Source organism: Streptomyces sp. NPDC048275 (genome assembly GCF_040652275.1).
GTDB lineage: Bacteria > Actinomycetota > Actinomycetes > Streptomycetales > Streptomycetaceae > Streptomyces.
The window spans coordinates 26,210-46,369 of record NZ_JBEZLR010000065.1; the positions used below are offsets into that span (position 1 = coordinate 26,210).

Consider the following 20,160-nt stretch of genomic DNA (forward strand, 5'->3'; position numbering starts at 1 on the left):
GGAGTCAGAAGAAGATGGAAAGGTTGTGGGTCCCGATCACCGTGAGATCCAGCAGGACCTCGCGGCGGAGGAGGCGTAGCACACCGTCCTCCCTGCGCAGTTGGTCCTGCCGCTCACCGGAAAGCAGCTGCGGCTGGGTCTGCTCCTGCCGCGTGCGGTAGATCAGCAGATTGCTGCGTACGGTCACCCGGTCCGCGTCCTCGGCGACCCTGATCCCGGTCACGAAGTGGCGGATACGGGAGGGCGGATCCTCCGCCCAGGCGTAAGCGGTCTCGTTCCGCGCCACCCGGCTCTCCAGCGATCCGTACGTCTCATCCAGGTGGAACGCCCCGTCGATGAAGCCGTTCCCGCGCGCCCGCTCCACGGTCTGCCGGATCGGCACCTGGTACACCACGTCACGGCTGACCATCGCCTCCAGCCACTCGCGTTCCCGGTAGGCGTCCAGCAGCTCAGCCTCGGTGTCCATCCACTCGACGACCTCGTTGTAAAGAGCGCTGCCCACTCTCGCCCTGACACTCGTCCCGGCCATGGAGACCCTCCCTTCCAAGATGAACACACTTTTGCATGCACTTTTGTGGACGGCAATACCCCGCGGTGAACTGCTTGTAACCGCCACGCAGGAGACCCAGGGGAGATGCGGCTCATCCGGTCCGGCAGGCACGGCCGACCTCACGGGCCCGACGGTGACCGCAGCCCGCCGCTCGGGGCACCCCGTCAAGCCCCCCGTACCGCCCGCGCCAGCCGCGTCCCCGCCGCCGCCCGTGGGGCGCTGTTCGCCGGGCGGCGCCTCGGGTGGACGGTGTTCGCCAGCAGCACCAGGAACGTGTCCGTCGCCGGGTCCAGCACCAGGGACGTACCCGTGAAGCCCGTATGACCGGCGGCGCCACGGCAGGCGAGGTCGCCCATGAACCAGGGCTGGTCGAGGGCGAAGCCGAAGCCGGGCGGGGTGAGCATCAGTTCGACGAAGTCGGGGCCGAGGATACGGGCGGGGCCGTAGGAGCCGCCCGCGAGGAGGGTGCGGCAGAAGACCGCGAGGTCGTGGGCCGTGGAGAAGAGGCCCGCGTGCCCGGCCACCCCGCCGAGCGCCCACGCGTTCTCGTCGTGCACGACTCCCCGCAGCATCCCCCGGTCCGTCTTGGCCCACGGCCGCCGCTGGTCCTCCGTCGCCGCCGCGCCGGGGCAGGGGCCGAAGCAGGTCGCGGTCATACCGAGCGGCCGGGTGATCCCGTCGCGGATGAGGACGTCGAGCGTGTGGCCGGTGACGCGTTCCAGGACGTACTGGAGGAGGAGCGGGTTCAGGTCCGAGTACAGGTATGCGCCCGGTTCGGACGTGGGGGCCTCGGCACGCAGCATCGCGAGCCGTGCCCCGTCGTCCGGGCAGTCGTACAGCGGGAGTTCGGGCCGCAGCCCGGAGGTGTGCGTGAGCAGCTGCCGTACGGTGATGTCGCAGGCGGAGGCCGCGCGGAACTCCGGCAGATACGCCCCCACCCGCGCGTCGATGCCGAGCGTGCCCCGCTCCAGCTGCTGCACCGCGGCGACCGCCGTGAACAGTTTGGTGAGGGAGGCCAGGTCGAAGGGGGTGTCCACGTTCATGGGCACGCGCGCCTCGGGCGGCAGTTCGACCCCGGTGTCGGTCTCCTCGTCGTACGACGCGTAGCGCACCGCCCAGCCCGCAGCCTCCTCGACGGCGATGACCGGGCCGCGCCCTGCGACCAGCACGACGCCCGCCGTCCAGGGGCGCGGCCCACGCGTGAGGGCTTGGACGTCGCGTACGAGTCGGCGCAGTTCCGTGGGGTCGAGCCCGGCCCGCTCCGGTGTGCCGACGCGCAGTCTCGGTGCGCTCAGCTGTCCGCCGCCTTTACTTCCGATGTGCTGCGTCCCGTCTGCCAGGGACGGCACAGTCCCACGAAGCAGACGGCGGCCACCAGTACCGCGGCCAGTTGGACGACGGCCATCGGAACGGCGGTGTCCTCCCCGGCGATACCCACGACCGGCGAGGCGATCGCGCCGATGAGGAAGGAGGAGGTGCCGAGCAGCGCCGACGCGGAGCCGGCGGCGTGCCGCACCCGCATCAGGGCCAGCGTCTGCGTGTTGGGCAGGCCGATGCCCATCGCGGACATCAGCACGAACAGGGCGGCGGCGACCGGCACGAGTCCTACGTCGCCGAAGACACCGGTGGACATCAGGAGCAGGGCGGTCGCGGCGAGGGTGACGACCGCGAGGCCGACGCCGAGGACCTTGTCCAGGCTGACCCGGCCGACCAGGATCTTGCCGTTGACCTGACCGGCGATCATCAGGCCGACGGAGTTGAGTCCGAAGAGCAGGCTGAAGGTCTGCGGGGACGCGCCGTAGATCTCCTGGATCACGAACGGCGAGGCGGAGATGTAGGCGAACAGCGCGGCGAACACGAAGCCGCCCGTCAGCATGTAGCCGGTGAAGACCCGGTCGGCGAGCAGTCCGCGGATCGAGCGCAGGGCCTCGCCGACCCCGCCGCTGTGCCGCTCGCGGGGTTCGAGGGTCTCGGGGAGCCTCGTCCAGACGACCGCGGTGAGCGCGATGCCGACCACGGCGAGGAGAACGAACACACCCCGCCAGTCCGTGGCGCGCAGGATCTGGCCGCCGATGAGCGGCGCGACGATCGGGGCGACGCCGGAGATCAGCATGAGGGTGGAGAAGAAACGGGCCATCTCCACACCGTCATAGAGGTCGCGTACGACGGCCCGCGCGATCACGATGCCGGCCGCGCCCGCGAGGCCCTGAGCGAGCCGGAAGGCGACGAGGAGTTCGATGTTCGGCGCGACGGCGCACAGCGCGGTGGCCACGATGTAGACGAGGAGGCCGATGAGGAGCGGGCGCCGGCGGCCCCACTTGTCGCTCATCGGTCCGATGACGAGCTGGCCGAGCGCCATCCCCGCGAGGCACGCGGTCAGCGTGAGTTGGACGGTCGCGGCGGGGGCGTGCAACGAGCGGGTGACCTCCGGCAGGGACGGGAGGTACATGTCCATGGCCAGCGGGGGCGTGGCGGTGAGCCCACCGAGGATCAGGGTGACGAGGAGTCCGGTGCGGCGGAGGGTTCCGGGGTCGGGGGCTGCCGCATAGGTGCCGGTGCCGCTGCCGCTGCCGCTGCCTGTACCTGTACCTGTGCCGGTAGCGAGGTCGGTGTCGGTAGCGAGGTCGGTGTCGGTAGCGAGGTCGGTGTCGGCGACCGCCGTGTTCGATATGTGCCCCTCCGGGTCTTCCTGGTCCCGCGCGGTACGGCCACGCTCGGGCATGAGCCCCTCCCTCTCCGAGTAATCCGCCACCTATGCTCTCAGTTCGAACGGGATGTTCGGGGTTACAGAACTGAGCGAGGGGCCGGGATGACGGGCGAGCGCGAGCTGGTCGAGCGGGTGCGGTGGGGAATTCTGGCGACCGGCGGGATCGCCGCTGCGTTCACGGCGGATCTGGTGGACATGCCGGATGCCGAGGTGGTGGCCGTGGCGTCGCGGACGGACGCGTCGGCGAAGGCGTTCGCGGAGCGGTTCGGGATACCGAAGGCGTACGGGGACTGGGCGTCGCTCGCCGAGGACACGGACATCGATGTCGTGTACGTCGCCACTCCGCACTCGGCGCACCGGGCCGCCACCGGGATGTGTCTGCAGGCCGGACGCCATGTGCTGTGCGAGAAGGCGTTCACGCTGAACGTGCGCGAGGCCGAGGAACTGGTCGCGCTCGCGAAGGAGCACGACCGCTTCCTGATGGAGGCCATGTGGATGTACTGCAATCCGCTGATCCGGCGGCTCAAGGGGCTTGTCGACGACGGCGTGATCGGTGAAGTCCGCACGATTCAGGCGGACTTCGGGATTTCCGGGCACCTCTTGCCGGAGGCGAGGAACGGGGTACTGCCTCCGTCGCACCGGTTGCGTGACCCCGCGCAGGCCGGCGGCGCGCTCCTCGATCTCGGCGTCTATCCGGTGTCGTTCGCGCAGTTGTTGCTCGGGGAGCCCTCGGACATCACCGCGAGAGCAGTGCTCTCCGACGAGGGCGTCGATCTCCAGACGGGAGCGGTGCTCAGCTGGGAGAGCGGCGCTCTCGCTTCGGTGCACTGCTCCATCAACGGCGGCACCCCCGTCTCCGCCTCCATCACCGGCTCCCAGGGCCGCATCGACCTCCCCGACGGCTTCTTCTTCCCCGACCGCCTCGTCCTGCACCGCGACGGCCGCGACCCCGAGGAGTTCACGGCTGAACCGGCCGACGGCCCCCGCACCAGCCTCAAGCACGAGGCCGCCGAGGTGATGCGCGCCCTGCGCGCCGGCGAGACCGAGTCCCCGCTCGTCCCCCTCAACGGCAGCCTCGCCGTGATGCGGACGCTCGACGCGATACGGGACCGCATCGGCGTCCGCTACCCCGGCGAGATCAACTGAGGGCCCATCCGGGCGAGCTCAACCACTGCGGCCGATCAACCACTGACGCCGATCAACCACTGCGGCCGATCAACCACTGACGCCGGTCAGATCAATCACCGAGGCCTCAGACCGGCCAGAGCCCCTGCTCCCCCACCTCGGTCACGAACGACGCTGCCGTCGCGACCGGCGCCCCCGGCGCCGTCACGGCGGACACCGTCTTGAAGTCGGCCCGCGCCGCCCGTTGTAGAACTTCAGATGCGGATTGGCCTGGCGCAGGTGTCCCAGTTGGCGGGCCATGGCGGACCGACCGCCGCCGAGCCCTCCCGTACGCTGCGGGCCCATGAATGCCGTGAATGCCATGGATGCCATGAACACCGAGCCGACGAAGATCGCGGTGGTGACCGGAGCGGGCTCCGGCATCGGTCGCGCCGTGGCGGTGGAACTGCTGCGCACCGGCTGGTCGGTGGCGCTGGCCGGACGCCGGATCGAGACCCTGGAGGAGACGGCGGCCCTCGCACCCGAGGGGAGTACGACAGCCGTACGCACCGACGTCTCCCGGCCGGACGAGGTGGCCGCCCTCTTCGCCGCCGTGCGCGACCGCTTCGGTCGGCTCGACCTTCTCTTCAACAACGCCGGTACGTTCGGCCCGGGCGGTGTCCCGCTCGAGGAACTGCCGTACGACGCCTGGCGGCACGTCGTGGACACCAACCTCAACGGTGCCTTCCTGTGTGCGCAGGCCGCATACCGGCAGATGAAGGAGCAGGCCCCGCAGGGCGGCCGGATCATCAACAACGGCTCGATCTCGGCGCACACGCCCCGCCCGCAGTCGGTGGCGTACACGGCGACCAAGCACGCACTGACGGGCCTGACCAAGTCGCTGTCCCTGGACGGGCGTCCGTACCGGATCGCCTGCGGTCAGATCGACATCGGCAACGCGGCGACGGACATGACCGAGCGGATGCGGACGGGAACCCTGCAGGCGAACGGGGAAATGGCGGTCGAGCCGGTGATGGACGTGACGGATGTGGCGCGCACCGTACGGCACATGGCGGAACTGCCACTGGAGGCGAATGTGCAGTTCGCGACGGTCCTGGCGACGGCGATGCCGTACGTGGGGCGCGGCTGAGGCCGCCGCGCGCACCTCGTCAACGGCTCAACTTGCACAAACGGAAGCTGAACATCCGTACCGTTCGGGCCGATAGCTGGCTTATGCTCGTTCCTCCTCCACAAGAGCTTCACACTTGGAGTGGAGGGCTTCGGTACGACCACGGTCCACACCGAGGGGGGAGGTGGCAGCCGTTCCGCGACCCGGATGGGGGCGGACCTCGCGCGGGACCGCGAGGAAAGCACCGGATCGCGGGGCGGCTGCCCCAATAACGGCCGGTAACAGCCAATAACAGTCGGCACGGCGCCACGTCAGCGCCGGTGGTGGCCTTCCGAGGACTCGTCCCCCGCGACCACGCGCCGCCGCCCGCGCACCGCCAGCGCCCCGCCCGCGAGCAGAGCGACCGCTCCCGCGGCCCCGCCGACCAGCCCCCAGGACGAGCGGTCCCCCGCGGCGGAGGCGGGCGCACCGGCCGCGCCCTTCGCCGCCTTCCGCGTGGGCGCCGGCGTCGCACGGGAACCGCCCTCGCTCAGCGGATCGACGAGCGTGCCCACCGCCTCGGCCTTCGCCCCCGCCCCGAATCCCCAGTCGAGCAGCACGGCCGTCTCCTCGTAGACTCCGCTGCCGCCGCTCTTCGGGTGCAGCACCGTGACGAGAAGGGTCCGCCCGCCGCGGGTCGCCGCGCCGGTGAAGGTGTTGCCCGCGTTGCTGGTGTAGCCGTTCTTCACGCCGATGAGACCGTCGTACGTCTCCACCCCCCACGCGCCCGTGAGCAGTCGGTCGGTGTTCTGGATCTGGAAGGTCTTCTTGCCGCCGGCCGGGAAGTCGGCTGTCTTCGTCGAGCAGTAGGAGCGGAAGTCGGCGTCGGCGAGGCCGTGCCGGGCGAAGAGCGTCAGGTCGTACGCGGACGACATCTGGCCCTTGTGGTCGAAGCCGTCGGGGCTGACCACCTTCGTGTCCAGGGCCTGCAGGTCCTCGGCCTTGGTCTGCATCTGCGCGACCGTCTCGGCGACGCCGCCGTTCATGCGGCTGAGCACGTGCACCGCGTCGTTGCCGGAGCGCAGGAAGACGCCGAGCCACAACTGCTCGACGGTGTACGTGATGCCGGCCTTGACGCCGACGAGGCTGGAGCCCGCGGGGATGCCGACGAGGTCGGCGTCGGTCACCGTGTACCGCTCGGCCCGTTCGAACTTCTCCAGCACCGTGTCCGCGAACAGCATCTTCAGCGTGGAGGCGGGCGGCAGCCGCCGGTGCGCGTGGTACGAGGCGAGCACCTGGCCGCTCTCGTGGTCGGCGACGAGCCAGGCACGGGCGGTGAGCCCCTTGGGCAGCCCCGAGGCGCCGCGCACCTGGACGCCGGCGCGGCCGAGCCGCTCACCACCGATCACGGTGGTGGCGGCCGACGCCGGTGCCGCCGCGCTCAACGGAACGGCCGCGGCGGCGAGGCCGAGCGCGGCACGACGGGACAGCGTCGCGGCACGCGGAGGGACATGCGGAGGGGCATGCGGAGGGAGCGGGGAGGAGTCGCGCATTCCGGGACCGTACAAAGCCGGTCCGCGGCGCCGCGCGGCGGGGTGATAAAGAAAAGGCACGGCGCTCCCAAAGGAACGGCAAAGCGCGGCAGGGCACTGCCGGGCGCGGCTTTTGGATGCGAGGAAGGTGCGGGCCCGCACCGTACGTCCGACCGCCGTCCCACCGGAAGCTACGCGCCGGGCGGGCCCGCTGTTCTTCACCAAGAGCCCACCCAACAGGCGTTTCCTGGCAGTAGCCCCTCCGGACCTTAGGAATCAGCTGTCTTATGGAATATTGATTCCGGACCCCACTTTCTCAGGTCTCACACATCTCTTACTCAGGCCGACTCAAAGGTTTCTCCATAGCTTGTGGCCGCGCCCACAGCGGGCGCCAAGAACCTTTGAGGAACGGGATGTTTGGCATCTATCTCAAGCGTGAACTGAGCCGGCGCAAGAAGGCGGCCCTGGTCATCGCCATGGGTCTGGCGCTCGGTATCGCGCTGGTCATCACCGTCAACTCGGTGTCGGCCGGCATGCAGCAAGCGCAGGACAAGGTCCTGAAGTCGCTGTACGGGCTCGGCACCGACATGACGGTGACGAAGGCCCAGACAGCGCCCACGGGCAACTCCTCGGGCAGACCTCAGTTCGACTTCGACGCCCAGTCCTCGGACAGCAGCAAGACGCAGAGCTCGGACCGGGTGATGACGCAGGGCGGGCAGTCGCTGGCCTCCTCGCTCGTCACCAAGGTCGCCTCGCAGAAGGGCGTTTCCAGCGCGGTGGGCGCGCTGAGCCTGAACGTCACCAAGGTCGACGGCTCCTTCACCCAGGGCGAGGCGCAGTCCTCGACCACCCAGCAGCAGGGCGGCCAGGGCGGTCCCGGCGGCGGCACCAGCACCGGCCAGCCGCAGGTGCGGGGCGGCGGCGCCTCCTTCGACGTGAACTCGTACTCGGTCGCGGGCGTCGACGTCACCGACCTGGACCTCGGTCCGCTCGCCACCTCGAAGATCACCACGGGCAAGGCGTTCACGACCTCGCAGACCAACGCGAAGGTCGCGGTGCTCAGCAAGTCGTACGCCAAGGAGAACAAGTACAAGGTCGGCAAGACCGTCACGATCTCCGGCACCAAGTACAAGATCATCGGCATCGCGACGCCCGACAGCAGCGAGTCGACCACCGACGTCTATCTGCCGCTGAAGCAGGCGCAGACGCTCGGCGACTCGAAGAACAAGGTCACCACGATCTACGTCAAGGCGACGGACTCGAAGCAGATCGACACGGTCAAGGCGACCATCCAGAAGAACATCTCGGGTACGACGGTCACCACCTCCGCCGACCTCGCGGACACCGTCTCCGGCTCGCTGTCGACCGCCTCCAACCTGGCGACCAGCGTCGGCAAGTGGCTGTCCATCGCGGTGCTCGTGGCCGCGTTCCTGGTGGCCGCGCTGCTCACCTCCTCCGCCGTGTCCCGCCGGGTGCGTGAGTTCGGCACCCTCAAGGCGCTCGGCTGGCCGTCCCGCAAGGTCACCCGGCAAGTCGTCGGCGAGTCCATCGTGAACGGTCTGCTCGGCGGCGCGCTCGGCATCGCCATCGGCCTCGGCGCGGCGTACGCGGTGACGGCCATCAGCCCGAAGCTGACCGCGGAGCTCGGCTCCACCGGCGGCGGTGGCGGGATGGGCGGCGGTCCCGGCGGCGGCGGTCGTGGCCAGCAGGCGGCCTCGAACACCCTGGAGATCGCACTCTCCGCGCCGGTCTCGGTGACCACCATCGCGCTCGCGGCCGGTCTGGCCATCGCGGGCGGTCTGATCGCCGGTGCGATGGGCGGCTGGCGTGCCTCCCGGATGCGCCCGGCGGACGCGCTGCGCAGCGTCTCGTAACCCTCCCCCGAGCCGGGGCGCCGCGTCCGTACCCCCCGGGCCGCGGCGCCCCACCCCCTTCTGCATCTGCTGCTTCTTCTTCACTTTCTTCACTTCGGAGAACTCATGTACAAGCTCACCGGCGTCACCAAGCGCTACACACGGGGCAAGGAGACGGTCGAGGCGCTGCGTGGCATCGACCTCACCATCGAGGACGGCGACCAGCTCGTCATCCAGGGCCCCACGGGCGGCGGCAAGTCCACCCTGCTCCAGATGATCGGCGGTCTCGACCGGCCCTCCTCCGGCAGCGTCGAGCTGGACGGCGTTGACCTCGCGTCCATCAGCGAGGCCAAGCTGACCCGGCTGCGCGCCGAGAAGATCGGCATCATCTTCCAGTCGTTCAACCTCATCCCGACGCTGACCGCGCAGGAGAACGTCGAGACGGCGCTCGTACCGCTCGGTGTGAAGCCCAAGGAACGGCGTGAGCGGGCCGCCGAGGCGCTGACCTCGGTCGGCCTCGGCGACCGTCTGGGCCACGCGCCGAGCGAGCTGTCCGGCGGCCAGCAGCAGCGCGTCGCCATCGCCCGCGCGCTGGTCAAGAAGCCGAAGGTGCTGCTCGCCGACGAGCCCACCGGCAACCTCGACGAGGGCACCCGCGACGACATCATGGGCCTGCTCGAAGGCCTGTGGCACGAGTACGGGCTGACCTTCATCATGGTCACCCACGACTCGTCCATCGCCCGTCGCGCGCCCCGCCTCGCGACCATCAAGAAGGGGCAGATCACGTTGAAGGAGCAGAACGGCGGCGTGCGCCGCGCTCCGGCTCCCGCTTCCGAGCAGTTCGCCCAGTAGCAATAGGTCGCCCTCGGCGGTCCTCGTGGCCGCTCACCGTCCCAGGATGCGGTCGACCTCCGTCAACTGCTCGGCGGTGAGCGGCCCTTCGGCGATCGCGCCCGCGTTCTCCTCGGCCTGGGCGACCGAGCGGAAACCGGGGATCGGGACGGTACGCGGACTGCGCGCCCACAGCCAGGCGAGGGCGCCCTGCGCGAGCGTACGGCCGTTGCTGGTGAGGATGTCCCTGAGGGCGTCGACCCTGGCGAGCCACTCCGGGTCGGCGCCGCTGCTCTCGTTGAAGCCCGGCAGCCAGGCGGGCGGCGCGTTGCGGATGTCCCCCGCTTCGAGCGCGCGCCCCGCCCGCTGCTTCCCGGTCAGCAGCCCCATCGCGAGGGGACTGCGGTTGATGCTCGCAAGGTTCAACTCCTCGCAGAGCGCCAAGAGTTCGGGTGCGTCCTGGAGGATGTTCAGGCGGTGCTGTACGGCCGCGCAGTGCTCGCCCGCCGCGAAGACGGCCGCACGCTCGGGGTCGTCGGTGCTCCAGGCGTACGCGCGGATGAGCCCCTCACGTACGAATTCCTCGCAGGTGTCGCGGAGTTGGGCCGCACGGTCCGGGTCAGCGTCGGAGATGTGCAGCTGGTACAGGTCGACGTAGTCGGTGTCCAGGCGGCGCAGTGAGGCGGTCAGCGCGCGGCGGGCGTACGCCGGGGAGTCGTCTTGCCCGAGGGCGAGGCGACGCTCCTCGTCGATCACGTTGCCCCACTTCGTGGCGACGACCACGTCGGCGCGGCGCTTGCCGAGGGCGCGCGCGAGGACCCGCTCGCTGTGCCCGGTGCCGTACGCGTCGGCGGTGTCGAAGAACGTCACGCCGAGGTCGAGTGCGCGACGTACGGCCCGTACGGACTCCTCGTCGTCGACCTTGCCCCAGCCCAGGGGCTGCCCGTCGGGGGTCGCCCACTCGCCGCCGATGGCCCAGCAGCCGAAGCCGAGGGCGCTCACTTCGATGCCGCTGCGGCCCAGTGTCCTGGTCCCGTTGGTGTGCTCGGTGTTCTCCATACGTGTGGACGCTAGGGGTTGGAGTGCACACGAAGGCAAGCCCTTTACAGCGGTCGGTGCTTCAGGGCTGGCCGGTCTCGAAGCGGGAGATCTTGCCTCCGCCGTCGACGGTGAAGCTCCACTTCGTCTTCATCTCGCCCCAGGTGTCGTTGCTGTAGTGGGCGATGAGGGCGAGACCGCCCCGCGACTCGTTGTCGACGTCCATGTGACCGTGGGAGGAGAAGATCTCCCGCTCCGCCCAGTCGGCGAGGTCGCGGTCGGAACCGTCGTCGGACATGGTCGCGCCGGGTGCGAGGACGGCCTGGAAGGCCTCGCGGTCGTGGGCGTTCACGGCGGTGACGAAGGCCCGGACGGCCGGATCCCTGAGTTTCGTTGCCTGAATCGTCATGGCAGCCAGACTCACACCGCGCCCCGAAGCCCGCCACCCGACCCACCACCCGAATGGACGCGCGCGCCGGGTACGAGGCGGCCCGGCCGGTGAGGGTGGAGGCAACAGTTCGAAGCAAGGATCAGCTCTGCCGCCTCTTCCGGGAGTCACCGTGACCTGTTACGACCGACGCGATCTGGGACTGCTGTTGCTCCGTCTGGGCGCGGGCGGGGTGTTGGCCGCGCACGGGGCGCAGAAGTTGTTCGGCTGGTTCGGCGGGGGTGGGCTCGAGGGAACCGGGGCGGCCATGGAGTCCATGGGCTACACCCCCGGGAAGGCGAGCGCGACCGCGGCGGGGCTGTCCGAGGGAGGCGGCGGCGCCTTGCTGGCGCTGGGGCTCGCGACACCCGCGGCCGGTGCGGCGGCGGCCGGTGCGATGGTGGCCGCGTCCGCGGTGCTCCAGCCCAACGGGTTCTTCGCGGACGGCGGCGGCTACGAGTACGCGGCGTCGCTGGGCCTGACGGCTGCGGGCCTCGCGGTGACGGGCCCCGGCCGACTGTCCCTGGACCATCTGCTGGGCGACACGCTGAACCGCGGCTGGATGGTCCCCGTTGCATTCGGCGTGACGGCGGCGGCCACCCTGGCCGTGGTGGGGGCGCGCAACAAGAGGGTACGGCTGGCCGCCGAGGGCGAGCAGGAGACACTGTTCGACGAGTAGGCGTCGGGGCCACGGCCCGCGGGGAAGCTGGTCCCATGGCTGATGAAGACGTCTGGGACTCGATCGACCACCTGCACACCTGGCTGGACGCCAACCGCGCCCACGACGGCCAGGAGGGCCTGCTCCTGCGCATGCTGAAGCTGTCGGAGGAGGTCGGCGAGGTCGCCCAGGCGGTGATCGGCGCGACCGGCCAGAACCCGCGCAAGGGCACCACACACACGTGGGACGACGTCCGGTCGGAGCTCTGCGATGTCGTGATCACGGCGCTGGTGGCGCTGCGCACACTGACGCCGGACGCGCGCGAGGTCTTCCTGACCCACCTGGCGGGGGTGACGGAGCGGTCGGTCGGGACGGGCCGAACTCCCTGAGCAGCGCGCACACTTGACGTCGCACGTCGGGTGGCGAAGGTGTTCATCCCGTGGACGTGTACGAGCCTTCCGCAGTTGGTGAGGGCGGCCGAGCCTTCTCGTCGATGATCACGCCGACGAAAGGGTCCCCGTGCAGGACTACGTTTTCCGCTCAGGTCGCAGGTCGGTCGCCGTGGTCGGTGGTGTGGTGACGCTCGCCGTCGTGGGGATGGGAATCCAGGCGCAGGCGGCGAGTTACGGAACGCCGACGCTGTCGCTGTCCGCGGCGTATCTGTCCGGTGCGGTGGGCGCGAGCGGGGATCCCGCGGTGAGCGTGACGGTCGGGCAGAGCGGGGCCGACGCGGGCGCACTCGCCGTCACGGTGACCAAGAGCAGCAAGACCTCCGTGGCCACCACCACCGACGTCACGGTCACCGGAACCGGCGCCACCCGCCGGGTCGCCGTCGCCGCGCGGGGCCTGGGTTACACCGACTTCACCGTGAAGGTCACCGGCGTGGACGGGAGGACGGCCACCAAGACGCTGCACTACGCGGCGTCCGCGGCGGTCCAACAGGCCGCGGACAGCCGGTACTTCACGGGTTCCAGCGACGCCTCCGCGGCCGTCGACGTGGGCGGCGGATACGTCGTCGTGGCGGACGACGAGTCCAATGTCCTACGTCTGTACGACCGTTCGGCCTCGGGCGCCCCGGTCAAGACCTGGGACTTCAGCTCGCAGATCGGCGTCTCGAAGGAAATCGACATCGAGGGCGCCGCCCGCGTCGGAAACACGATCTACTGGACGGGGTCGCTGGGCAACAACAAGGACGGCGAGTACAAGTCGGCCCGCAACACGGTCTTCACGACCGCGGTGACCGGCTCCGGCGCGGCGACCGGACTGTCGTACGGCGGCTCCTACGCGAAGCTCCGTGACGACCTCGTCGCCTGGGACGAGGCGAACGGCGACCGTTACGGCTTCGCGGCGGGCACGCAGGACGGTCAGGTCCCCAAGCAGATCGACGGATTCAACGTCGAGGGGCTGGAGTTCGCCCCGGGCTCGACGACCACGGCGTACGTCGGCTTCCGCGCGCCCCTCGCCCCGGCGGTGACGGGCGGCAAGGCACTCCTGGTCCCCGTCACGAACATCGACAAGGTGGTGAGCGCGGGCGCGGCGGCCACCTTCGGCACCCCGGTCGAACTCGACCTCGGCGGCCTCTCCGTCCGCGACCTCCGCAAGAACGCCGCGAACCAGTACCTGATCGTCGCGGGCTCCTGGGCCGCCGACGACAACTCCGACCCGTACGCCCTCTACTCCTGGGACGGCGACCCGTCCCACACCCCGGTCAAGCGCCTCGACCTGCCCACCTCGGACCCGGGCGGCTGGGAGGCGGTCGTCGACGTCCCCGACCTCACCGTCCCCGGCGCCCGCGCACAACTCCTCACCGACAACGGCTCCTCCGACCTGTACGGCGACGGCACGGAGGCCAAGGACCTCACCCACGCGGAGTGGAAGAAGTCGCGGACGACGTGGTTCACGGTGGGCTGAGGCGGGGGTAAGGTCCTCGGCCGGGGGCAAGGTCCTCGACAAAGGGCGGTCAGGAGCTGAGGATCCTGCGCTTCTGCTCCTCGAATTCGGCCTCGGTGAGGACGCCCTGGGCCTTGAGCTCCCCGAGTTCCTTCAGCTGATTGATCTTGCTGCTCATGTCGTCGGCCGGCGGAGGGGGAGGGGGAGGTGCTGCCGCAGGCGCCGGCTGCGGCGGGGCCTCCTGATAGTCCTGCTGGGCCCATCGCCCTTGCTGGCGACGTGACACACGGTTCGACACGGCGGTCGCCGTGCCCGCCACTGCGGCTGTGCGGGCGACCCCGCGGAGGAGACCTGGCACGGCGCTTTCCCTTCTCGCGGAAGGCATGCGAAGCAAACAACAGCTCCTGAAGCCGATGTGCGCTTCTCGGCGCATCGGACCATTCCATTGGAGCACCGTATGAATGCCGTCGCACATTGGCCCGGAGCTGCCTCGAGCAACCCGTGAGCCTTCTACGGTGCCGACGGCCGGGCGGCGTCCGTCGCGTCCAGCGCGGCCAGGACGTCAGGCACCGGAATCCGTCCGGAGGCGACCAGTCGAGCACCGCCGCGTCGCAGGGCGGTGGCGAAGGGCGCGGCCCACAGGTTCTCGTAGACCAGGATTCCGGCGGAACTGCCGGGCTCCAGGGCGGTGCTCGCCTCCTCGATGTCGTCCTGGCCGAGCAGGCCGGAGGACGCACCCTCGAAGACGGCCAGGTCCAGAGCTCCGTCGCCGGTGAGGTCGGCGATTTCGAGGCCGACCACGGATCCGTCCTCCTCCTTCCTGACGAACATCAGATCGAGGATCCGGATGAGGCCGCGGTCCACCAGATCGACCAGCAAAGGAAATCCCTCGCCGGTCATTCGGTTACCGGGAAACTCGACGACCACATAGTCGATCGGCCCCATCTCGACGAATTCATCGCTCACGGCTTCACTCCTGATCGGTCGCGGAATTCCCACTGTTCCCCGCCTGCCGATGCATCATCACCCTGTATCAACACCCCGCATCAACACCCCTCACCATCACCCCGAATTCCATTGCATCATCGGACGCAAGCAGCCGCACTTCGGTGAGGTATTCACGCCGGCCGTCCGACCTCGCGCTCGTGCCGGCGTTTGCTCACCCGCCGCCAGATCGCCCGCTGGCACTTGAGCATGCCGGTCCCGACCACGATCAGTACGACGATGTTGAGCAGCAGCTGGAACAGGGACCCCCTGGCCTCGGTCCAGCTGGCGAACGCGCACGAGACGCCGATGTCGGCCGCCGCCGGAATGGTGGTCACCGAGATGAAGACGCCGAGCAGCGCGCTCGTGCGGGCCTCGGCCAGCGAGACGATGCCGACGATCCCGGCCAGCACCGCCACCACGGCCGAGAAGAAGTTGGGGGTGTCGATCAGATTCGAGACGGGCCGCAGCCCCAGCTCGAAGGCCTTCGGCTGCAGCCCGAAACCCCGGACGAGGAGGGCGAAGAGGAAGGTCGCGACGACGGCCAGCAGAAAGCCCACGAGCAGGGCCATGAGGCCCTGCCGGACTCTCGGCCGGGAACGGTGGTCGATCCCCAGAGCGACGCTGGTGATGGCGCCGTACTCGGGTCCCACCACCATGGCCGCGACGATGAGGATCTGGGAGTTGGTGATGATGCCCACCGCGCCGATGAGTCCGGCGATGACCAGGAAGAGGTAGAAGCTCGGGGGGTATCTGCCCTCGGCCCGGATCCGGGCCTCCACCTGCTCCCACACCGGCGCGCGCAGCCGGGCCCCGAGTTCCTCGGCGCCGGTCCTGGCCGCGCGCTCCGAGAACACCGTGTCCACGGGCTCTAGAACGATGGAGCCGTGGTGTTCCAGTCCCAGTTCCCGCAGGCCTCGCAGCACCTCGTTCGCGGCTCCGGTCAGCACGTCGCACTCGATGGCGGCGCCGTCGGGGTTGCGTACGCGGCCCGGCTGCAGGAGGAGGTTCAGGACGCACGGCTCGGCGCTCAGCAGGGCCATGGTGCGTTCCGTGAGGTCCGGCGGGCACACCGCGCGGACATGAATCATGTCCATCCGGACCTCCGCGTACCGATGCGGTGCGGTGCCGTGCACCGGGCTGTGGCCTGGGCAGGTCGCTCATCCATTAACGCGGCGGCGCCTGGGCCGGGCAACTCGGCGTGCCGGAATCCGACACCTGCCGGATGGTGGGGACATGTGGACGCCCGACGAGTTGAGCGAGGCCGAATTCCGGTTGAGCGAGGCCGAATTCCGGTCGCTCTACCGGCGCCTGCGCCGCATATCCCCCGGCGCCGCCACGAGCCGGGGCGCCCTGGACACGATCACCGAGGAACAGGTGCTGGCGGCCCTTCTCGAGGTGCGGTCGGGACGCACGGTGTCGCTGGCCGCTCCCGTGAACACCCGTGCCGGACCTGACGACGCCGATCCGGCCGAGCACCGGCTGACCGCTCCGGCCGATGGCCGACCGGGCCCCAGCGGCCTGGACTTCGCGCGGGACCGCTTCTCGATGAACATTCACGGCGATGTGGACAGTCACATCGACGCGCTGTGCCATGTCATCTACGACGGCACGCTGCACGGCGGCATCCCGGCGGCGGACGTGCTGTCGCCGGACGGAGCGAGCGCCCTGTCCGTCGACCTGGCCCGCGACGGCATCGTGGGACGCGGGGTCCTCCTCGACATCCCCCGGCTGCACGGCGTGTCCTGGCTCGAACCCGGGGCGAACGTGATGGCCGAGGACCTCGCCGCCGCCGCGGCACGGCAGGAGATACGGGTCCGCCGGGGCGACATCCTCCTCGTACGGGTCGGACACCGCCGGCGCCGCGAGGAACTGGGCCCCTGGGACACGGCCGACGCTCGTGCCGGGCTCCATCCGACCGCCATGGAGTACCTCGCCGAGCGCGAGGTGGCCGTACTGGGCAGTGACGGCAACAACGACGCGGGCCCCAGCGCGGTGCGGGGGGTCGCGTTCCCGGTGCATGTGCTCGCCATCCACGCGATGGGACTGCATCTGCTCGACTATCTGCGGTTCGAGGACCTCGCGCCGATCTGCGCGCGGGAGGGCCGCTGGTCGTTTCTCTGTGTGATCGCCCCCCTCCGGCTGCCCGCGGCCACCGGCTCCCCCGTCAACCCCCTCGCGATCCTGTGACCCGGCGGCGCCACGCCGCTCCACCGCCCCGGTTCACCCGACCGGCCCAACTCGCCGGAAACATCGCCGGGAGATACGTTGGTGGTCGGGACTGATGGCCCCCATCAATTCCCCCTCGCTTCCCTTCGATTCCCCTCTCCCCCTTTCATTTGCCCTCGCTTCCCTTCATTTTCCCTGCATTTCCCCTTCACCCGGCAGGACCGGACCGTGTTCCAAGGACGGTGGCCGGCATGACCGAAGCGCGGCACTACGACGTCATCATTATTGGCACCGGTGCGGGGGGTGGCACGATCGCCCACCGACTGGCGTCCACGGGAAAACGCATACTCCTTCTCGAACGCGGCGGATATCTCCCTCGCGAACGCGACAACTGGGATTCCACCGCGGTCTTCGTCAAAGGGAAGTACCGCGCTCCGGAGTTCTGGTTCGACAAACACGGAAACCAGTTCCCGCCCGAGGTCAATTACTACGTGGGCGGCAACACCAAGTTCTACGGCGCCGCACTCTTCCGTATGCGCCCCGAGGACTTCGGCGAACTCCGCCACCACGACGGCGTCTCCCCCGCCTGGCCACTGAGCTATGAGGAACTCGAGCCCTACTACACACAGGCCGAACACCTCTATCTCGTCCACGGTCGGCACGGCGAGGACCCGACCGAGGGGCCCACCGGCGCCCAGTACGCCTACCCGCCGGTCCTGCACGAGCCGCGCATCCAGCAACTCAGCCACGACCTGGAGAAGCAGGGGCTGCACCCCTTCCACCTCCCGATCGGGTTGAACCTCACCCAGGACGACCGGGGCCGGGCCGTACACACCAGCGCCTGCATCCGCTGCGACCGCGTCGACGGCTTCCCCTGCCTGGTCGGCGCCAAGTCCGACGCGCAGGTCATCTGCGTCGACCCCGCTCTCGAACACCCCAACGTCGAGATGGTCACCCATGCGGACGTGCGCCGACTCCAGACGGATGCGACCGGCCGCAGCGTCACCTCGGTCGTCGCGACGGCGGGAGAGGATCCGGACGGTACGACCGTGGAGTTCAGCGCGGACATCGTGATCGTCGCCTGTGGCGCCGTCAACTCCGCCGTACTGCTGCTGCGTTCGGCCAATGACCGACATCCGCGGGGCCTGGCCAACAGCTCGGACGTGGTGGGCCGGCACTACATGCGGCACAACAACCTGGCGCTGATGGCCGTGTCCAAGGAACCGAACGACACCAGGTTCCAGAAGACCCTGGCGCTGCACGACTGGTATCTGGGATCCGACGACTGGGACTACCCCCTCGGCGGCATCCAGATGCTCGGCAAGTCCGACTCCGCGCAGATCCACGGCGAAGCGCCCCGCTGGGCGGGGGCCGTCACTCCCGACATGCCGTTCGAGGTACTGGCCCACCACGCGGTCGACTTCTGGCTGTGCGGAGAGGACCTGCCCGTCGCCGACAACCGGGTCACCCTGGACCAGGACGACGGCATCCACCTGGCCCTCGACGAGAAGAACAACATCGCCGGGCTGAAACGCCTGCGGCACAAACTGCAGGGCATGCTCGGCCACTTGGGCATGCACGAACACCATCTGCTGTCGCACAGCATCTACCTGCACAAGGGCATGCCCATCGGCGCCACCGCGCATCAGGCGGGCACGGTCCGCTTCGGCCATGACCCCGCCGACTCCGCCCTCGACGTCAACTGCAAGGCCCATGACCTCGACAACCTGTACGTGATCGACACGAGCTTCTTTCCGAGCATCGGAGCAGTCAATCCCTCGCTGACCGCCATCGCCAACGCCCTGCGCGTCGGTGACCACATCGCGGAGCGACTGCAATGACGCCCAGCAACCCGGCCGACGACGACACCCGGCACCGTACGCCGCAGGAGCGCATCGCACTCGGCAAGGCCGCCCGGGCGGCCGTACCCCGCTCCAGCCACGTCGAGTTCACTCCCTCGCAGAAGCGGCCCGACCCGGTGGACATCGTCGAGGCGCAGTCGGCGACGCGGGTGCCCGAGCTCGTACCGATCCGCTACGGCAGGATGACCGAGTCACCGTTCCGCTTCTATCGGGGGGCCGCCGCCATCATGGCCGGGGATCTCGCCCAAACCCCCCGGTCCGGGATCAGAACGCAGCTGTGCGGCGACGCGCACCTGCTGAACTTCCGGCTGCTGGCCTCACCCGAGCGCCGCATGATGTTCGACATCAACGACTTCGACGAGACGCTGCCCGGCCCGTGGGAGTGGGACGTCAAGCGACTGTCCGCCAGTTTCGTCATCGCCGGCCGGGCGAACGGCTTCAGCACCAAGGAGCGGGCCGACATCGTGCAGGCGACGGTGCGGTCCTACCGCGAGTGGATGCGGAGTTTCGCCGGAATGGGCCATCTTGCCGTGTGGTACTCCCAGTTCGACGAGGAGTGGGTGTGGTCCCACTTCGTCGAGGACGCGAGCGCGCGGGCCCGCCGCCGCTGGGCGCAGTCGGTGGCGAAGGCACGTACCCAGGACAGTCTCCAGGCCTTCGACAAGCTCACCCACATCGTCGACGGTGCGGCCCGCATCGCACCGTACCCACCGCTGATCACCCCACTCCAGGACCTGCTTCCGGATGTCGAACGCGGCTCCCTGGAGAAGCAGATCCGCCGCATGATCGAGCGCTACGGACAGACCATGCAGTCGGACCGGCGGTTCCTGCTGAGGCAGTACCGGTTCGCCGACGTGGCCCGCAAGGTGGTCGGGGTCGGCAGCGTGGGTACCCGCTGCTGGATCGTGCTCCTGCTCGGCCGGGACGACAGGGATCCGCTGCTCCTGCAGGCCAAGGAGGCCGACGCGTCGGTGCTGGCGCCCCACGCCGGCGCGAGCCGCTACCGGACGCAGGGCGAACGTGTGGTCTCCGGCCAACGGCTCATGCAGGCCACCAGCGACATCTTCCTGGGCTGGGAGCGGATCGACGGTATCGACGGCCGCCGACGGGACTTCTACGTACGGCAGTTGCGGGACTGGAAGGGCATCGCCGAGCCCGAGACGATGGTGCCGACCGGAATGCGGGCCTTCGGTGAGCTGTGCGGCGCCACGCTGGCCCGCGCGCACGCGAGGTCGGGCGACCGGATCGCCATCGCCTCGTACCTGGGCAAGGGCGACGTCTTCGACCGTGCGCTGGTGACGTTCGCCGAGCGCTACGCCGACCAGAACGAGAAGGATCACGGGGCACTCGTCGAGGCCGTCCGTACGGGGCGGGTGACGGCCGAAGCGGCCTGACGGGGAGACCGGTCCCGACACCTGCCAAGGAGACCAGCCCCGACAAGAGCAGA

General features: G+C 69.7%; 19 protein-coding genes. 10 read left to right on the plus strand and 9 right to left on the minus strand.

Annotation, left to right across the window (positions count from 1 at the left end; genetic code table 11):
• Window positions 1–4: 4 nt before the first annotated feature.
• From AB0D57_RS31100 to AB0D57_RS31110, 3 genes are all read right to left on the minus strand, one after another.
• Window positions 5–529 carry a 3-phenylpropionate/cinnamic acid dioxygenase subunit beta gene (locus AB0D57_RS31100; RefSeq protein ID WP_362080385.1) on the minus strand — a complete coding sequence of 175 codons (525 nt, stop codon included), beginning with the start codon at window positions 527–529 and terminating at the stop codon, window positions 5–7.
• A gap of 185 nt (window positions 530–714) precedes the next feature.
• A complete protein-coding gene (locus tag AB0D57_RS31105; protein ID WP_362080387.1) occupies window positions 715–1,899 on the minus strand; it encodes a serine hydrolase domain-containing protein in 1,185 nt (394 codons plus the stop codon).
• Window positions 1,842–3,272 carry a multidrug effflux MFS transporter gene (locus tag AB0D57_RS31110; protein WP_362080390.1) on the minus strand — a complete coding sequence of 477 codons (1,431 nt, stop codon included), beginning with the start codon at window positions 3,270–3,272 and terminating at the stop codon, window positions 1,842–1,844. Before AB0D57_RS31110 ends, AB0D57_RS31105 begins: the two co-directional genes overlap by 58 nt.
• An 87-nt stretch (window positions 3,273–3,359) precedes the next feature.
• On the opposite strand from AB0D57_RS31110, the gene AB0D57_RS31115 reads away from it, so the two are divergent.
• Window positions 3,360–4,403 (plus strand): Gfo/Idh/MocA family oxidoreductase, encoded by a 1,044-nt coding sequence (locus AB0D57_RS31115; RefSeq protein WP_362080393.1) that lies wholly within the window; start codon window positions 3,360–3,362, stop codon window positions 4,401–4,403.
• Window positions 4,404–4,752: 349 nt separating this feature from the next.
• Window positions 4,753–5,511, plus strand: coding sequence for an SDR family oxidoreductase (locus AB0D57_RS31120; RefSeq protein WP_362080468.1), 759 nt, complete (start codon window positions 4,753–4,755; stop codon window positions 5,509–5,511).
• Window positions 5,512–5,801: 290 nt separating this feature from the next.
• On the opposite strand, the gene AB0D57_RS31125 is transcribed toward AB0D57_RS31120, so the two are convergent.
• Window positions 5,802–7,022 carry a serine hydrolase gene (locus AB0D57_RS31125; protein ID WP_362080396.1) on the minus strand — a complete coding sequence of 407 codons (1,221 nt, stop codon included), beginning with the start codon at window positions 7,020–7,022 and terminating at the stop codon, window positions 5,802–5,804.
• Between the two features lie 392 nt (window positions 7,023–7,414).
• Between AB0D57_RS31125 and AB0D57_RS31130 the strand changes: the two genes are divergently transcribed.
• Window positions 7,415–8,875 (plus strand): ABC transporter permease, encoded by a 1,461-nt coding sequence (locus tag AB0D57_RS31130; protein ID WP_362080399.1) that lies wholly within the window; start codon window positions 7,415–7,417, stop codon window positions 8,873–8,875.
• Window positions 8,876–8,980: 105 nt separating this feature from the next.
• The gene (locus tag AB0D57_RS31135) at window positions 8,981–9,706 is read left to right on the plus strand and encodes an ABC transporter ATP-binding protein (protein WP_362080402.1); all 726 of its coding nucleotides are present in this window, start codon (window positions 8,981–8,983) and stop codon (window positions 9,704–9,706) included.
• A gap of 33 nt (window positions 9,707–9,739) precedes the next feature.
• On the opposite strand, the gene AB0D57_RS31140 is transcribed toward AB0D57_RS31135, so the two are convergent.
• Together AB0D57_RS31140 and AB0D57_RS31145 are read right to left on the minus strand one after the other, a co-directional pair.
• The gene (locus tag AB0D57_RS31140) at window positions 9,740–10,744 is read right to left on the minus strand and encodes an aldo/keto reductase (protein ID WP_362080405.1); all 1,005 of its coding nucleotides are present in this window, start codon (window positions 10,742–10,744) and stop codon (window positions 9,740–9,742) included.
• Between the two features lie 61 nt (window positions 10,745–10,805).
• Window positions 10,806–11,132, minus strand: coding sequence for a nuclear transport factor 2 family protein (locus AB0D57_RS31145; protein WP_362080408.1), 327 nt, complete (start codon window positions 11,130–11,132; stop codon window positions 10,806–10,808).
• 151 nt (window positions 11,133–11,283) lie between these two features.
• On the opposite strand from AB0D57_RS31145, the gene AB0D57_RS31150 reads away from it, so the two are divergent.
• From AB0D57_RS31150 to AB0D57_RS31160, 3 genes are all read left to right on the plus strand, one after another.
• The gene (locus AB0D57_RS31150) at window positions 11,284–11,829 is read left to right on the plus strand and encodes a DoxX family membrane protein (RefSeq protein WP_362080411.1); all 546 of its coding nucleotides are present in this window, start codon (window positions 11,284–11,286) and stop codon (window positions 11,827–11,829) included.
• Between the two features lie 35 nt (window positions 11,830–11,864).
• Window positions 11,865–12,197, plus strand: coding sequence for a MazG-like family protein (locus tag AB0D57_RS31155; RefSeq protein WP_362080415.1), 333 nt, complete (start codon window positions 11,865–11,867; stop codon window positions 12,195–12,197).
• 208 nt (window positions 12,198–12,405) lie between these two features.
• Window positions 12,406–13,719, plus strand: coding sequence for a hypothetical protein (locus tag AB0D57_RS31160; RefSeq protein WP_362080471.1), 1,314 nt, complete (start codon window positions 12,406–12,408; stop codon window positions 13,717–13,719).
• 49 nt (window positions 13,720–13,768) lie between these two features.
• On the opposite strand, the gene AB0D57_RS31165 is transcribed toward AB0D57_RS31160, so the two are convergent.
• The 3 genes from AB0D57_RS31165 to AB0D57_RS31175 form a co-directional block, all read right to left on the minus strand.
• Window positions 13,769–14,056, minus strand: a complete 288-nt coding sequence (locus tag AB0D57_RS31165) for an SHOCT domain-containing protein (protein WP_362080418.1) — start codon at window positions 14,054–14,056, stop codon at window positions 13,769–13,771.
• 152 nt (window positions 14,057–14,208) lie between these two features.
• Window positions 14,209–14,664 carry a DUF6325 family protein gene (locus AB0D57_RS31170; protein ID WP_362080421.1) on the minus strand — a complete coding sequence of 152 codons (456 nt, stop codon included), beginning with the start codon at window positions 14,662–14,664 and terminating at the stop codon, window positions 14,209–14,211.
• Window positions 14,665–14,816: 152 nt separating this feature from the next.
• Entirely contained in the window at window positions 14,817–15,779 is a 963-nt protein-coding gene (locus AB0D57_RS31175) for a DUF389 domain-containing protein (protein WP_362080424.1), read from the minus strand.
• Between the two features lie 139 nt (window positions 15,780–15,918).
• On the opposite strand from AB0D57_RS31175, the gene AB0D57_RS31180 reads away from it, so the two are divergent.
• The 3 genes from AB0D57_RS31180 (at window position 15,919) to AB0D57_RS31190 (ending at window position 20,107) form a co-directional block, all read left to right on the plus strand.
• Complete coding sequence (locus tag AB0D57_RS31180; RefSeq protein ID WP_362080427.1) at window positions 15,919–16,872, plus strand: cyclase family protein; 954 nt, start codon at window positions 15,919–15,921, stop codon at window positions 16,870–16,872.
• A 230-nt stretch (window positions 16,873–17,102) separates the two neighbouring features.
• A complete protein-coding gene (locus tag AB0D57_RS31185) occupies window positions 17,103–18,692 on the plus strand; it encodes a GMC family oxidoreductase (RefSeq protein ID WP_362080430.1) in 1,590 nt (529 codons plus the stop codon).
• The gene (locus AB0D57_RS31190) at window positions 18,689–20,107 is read left to right on the plus strand and encodes a DUF2252 domain-containing protein (RefSeq protein ID WP_362080433.1); all 1,419 of its coding nucleotides are present in this window, start codon (window positions 18,689–18,691) and stop codon (window positions 20,105–20,107) included. Before AB0D57_RS31185 ends, AB0D57_RS31190 begins: the two co-directional genes overlap by 4 nt.
• The last annotated feature ends 53 nt before the right edge of the window (window positions 20,108–20,160 follow it).

Coding starts and splice junctions, on each gene's coding strand:
- AB0D57_RS31155 (WP_362080415.1), top strand. CDS start 11,865: ATGGCTGATGAAGACGTCTGGGACTCGATCGACCACCTGCACACCTGG.
- AB0D57_RS31130 (WP_362080399.1), top strand. CDS start 7,415: ATGTTTGGCATCTATCTCAAGCGTGAACTGAGCCGGCGCAAGAAGGCG.
- AB0D57_RS31145 (WP_362080408.1), bottom strand. CDS start 11,132: ATGACGATTCAGGCAACGAAACTCAGGGATCCGGCCGTCCGGGCCTTC.
- AB0D57_RS31110 (WP_362080390.1), bottom strand. CDS start 3,272: ATGCCCGAGCGTGGCCGTACCGCGCGGGACCAGGAAGACCCGGAGGGG.
- AB0D57_RS31125 (WP_362080396.1), bottom strand. CDS start 7,022: ATGCGCGACTCCTCCCCGCTCCCTCCGCATGCCCCTCCGCATGTCCCT.
- AB0D57_RS31140 (WP_362080405.1), bottom strand. CDS start 10,744: ATGGAGAACACCGAGCACACCAACGGGACCAGGACACTGGGCCGCAGC.
- AB0D57_RS31115 (WP_362080393.1), top strand. CDS start 3,360: ATGACGGGCGAGCGCGAGCTGGTCGAGCGGGTGCGGTGGGGAATTCTG.
- AB0D57_RS31175 (WP_362080424.1), bottom strand. CDS start 15,779: ATGGACATGATTCATGTCCGCGCGGTGTGCCCGCCGGACCTCACGGAA.
- AB0D57_RS31180 (WP_362080427.1), top strand. CDS start 15,919: ATGTGGACGCCCGACGAGTTGAGCGAGGCCGAATTCCGGTTGAGCGAG.
- AB0D57_RS31100 (WP_362080385.1), bottom strand. CDS start 529: ATGGCCGGGACGAGTGTCAGGGCGAGAGTGGGCAGCGCTCTTTACAAC.
- AB0D57_RS31185 (WP_362080430.1), top strand. CDS start 17,103: ATGACCGAAGCGCGGCACTACGACGTCATCATTATTGGCACCGGTGCG.
- AB0D57_RS31135 (WP_362080402.1), top strand. CDS start 8,981: ATGTACAAGCTCACCGGCGTCACCAAGCGCTACACACGGGGCAAGGAG.
- AB0D57_RS31160 (WP_362080471.1), top strand. CDS start 12,406: ATGGGAATCCAGGCGCAGGCGGCGAGTTACGGAACGCCGACGCTGTCG.
- AB0D57_RS31190 (WP_362080433.1), top strand. CDS start 18,689: ATGACGCCCAGCAACCCGGCCGACGACGACACCCGGCACCGTACGCCG.
- AB0D57_RS31120 (WP_362080468.1), top strand. CDS start 4,753: ATGAACACCGAGCCGACGAAGATCGCGGTGGTGACCGGAGCGGGCTCC.